The sequence below is a fragment of the Leisingera sp. F5 genome (assembly GCF_001593695.1).
Window position 1 is genome coordinate 1 of record NZ_LUKH01000927.1, and the last position, 1459, is coordinate 1459.

The following is a 1459-nucleotide window of genomic DNA, read 5'->3' on the forward strand; positions in this document are numbered from 1 at the left end:
CCCCGTCTGAAATAGCCCAGGCCGCAATGTTCCTGTTGTCGGACCGGTCCAGCTTCGTAACCGGAACCCCAATGGCGGTGGACGGCGGGGTTGCCGTGCGGCTGGTCTAGGCCCCAGCACCTAAAACGAATGCACCTAAAACGAAAAAGCGCCCCGGAAAATCCGGGGCGCAGTTTGATCGTCCAACAGGGAGAGATGTCAGCCGAATACTTTGGTCAGGGCATTGTCGACCGCATCGCAGATCTGGTCGATGTCGTCTGCGGTGGCGATCAGCGCGGGGCTGAAGCAAAGGGTGTTGTTGCGGCCCGGCAGCGAGCGGTTGGTTACACCGATGATCACGCCCTGCGCGCCGCATTCTGCGACAACCTGCTGGGCCAGCTTCTCGTCCACGGGTTCCTTGGTGTCACGGTCTGCGACCAACTCGGCGCCCAGGAACAGGCCCTTGCCGCGCACATCGCCGATCACGGCGCGCTTTTCTTTCAGCGCGGCCAGGTTGCTGAGCATGCGCTCGCCCATGGCGGTGCAGTTGTCCAGCAGGTTCTCTTCCTCGATGATGCGCATGTTTTCCAACGCCGCAGCGGGGCCGGCCGTGCAGCCGCCAAAGGTCGAGATGTCGCGGAAATAGCCCATTGGGTCCGAGGCGTCTTCCTTGAACATGTTGAAGACTTCCTCGGTGGTCACCATGCAGGCAATCGCCGCATAACCTGAAGCCACACCTTTGGCCATGGTCACAAAGTCGGGTTTGATGCCGTACTGCTGGTAGCCGAACCATTTGCCGGTGCGGCCAACGCCGCAGACCACTTCGTCGATGTGCAGCAGTACGTCGTGCTTCTTGCAGATCTCCTGCACGCGCTCCCAGTAGCCTTCGGGTGCCTCAATGACGCCGCCGCCAGCGGTCACCGGCTCCAGGCACAGGGCGCCAACGGTTTCCGGGCCTTCGCGCAGGATGACTTCTTCGATGGCGTCTGCTGCGGCGATGCCGAATTCGCGGCCGGACAGGTGTTCCAGCCCCAGCTCATGCTTGCGGTACTCCATGCAGTGCGGCACGCGGACAAAGTCCGGCGCAAAGGGGCCGTACTGCGCATTGCGCTCGTCCTGGCCGCCGGCCGACATGGTCGCCAGGGTGGAGCCGTGATAGTCGCGGTCGCGGTACAGGATCTTGGTTTTCTTGCCGCCGTATTTCTTGTGGGCGATCTGACGGATCATCTTGAAGGCCTTCTCGTTGGCCTCGGATCCGGAGTTGGTGTAGTAGACGCGGGTCATACCCGGCATCTTCTCGATCAGCTTTTCGGCAAACAGCGCACCGGGGATGGAACCGGCGGAGTTGGCGAAATAGCAGAGCTTCATCATCTGCTCATAGACAGCTTTGCAGACGCTTTCGCGGCCATAGCCGACGTTGACAGTCCAGACACCGCCGGACACCGCATCCAGGAACTCCTTGCCGTTCTGATCCCAGACG

General features: G+C 61.5%; 2 protein-coding genes. One reads left to right on the forward strand and one right to left on the reverse strand.

Going from position 1 to position 1459, the window contains the following annotated elements; all coding sequences use genetic code 11:
- On the forward strand, positions 1-110 hold a 110-nt coding region (locus A2I95_RS37520), incomplete at its 5' end, for an SDR family oxidoreductase (protein ID WP_291737533.1).
- An 88-nt stretch (positions 111-198) separates the two neighbouring features.
- Here the strand turns inward: A2I95_RS37520 and A2I95_RS37525 are convergent.
- The coding region (locus A2I95_RS37525) for an aminotransferase class III-fold pyridoxal phosphate-dependent enzyme (RefSeq protein ID WP_291737532.1) at positions 199-1459 on the reverse strand (1261 nt) is incomplete at its 5' end.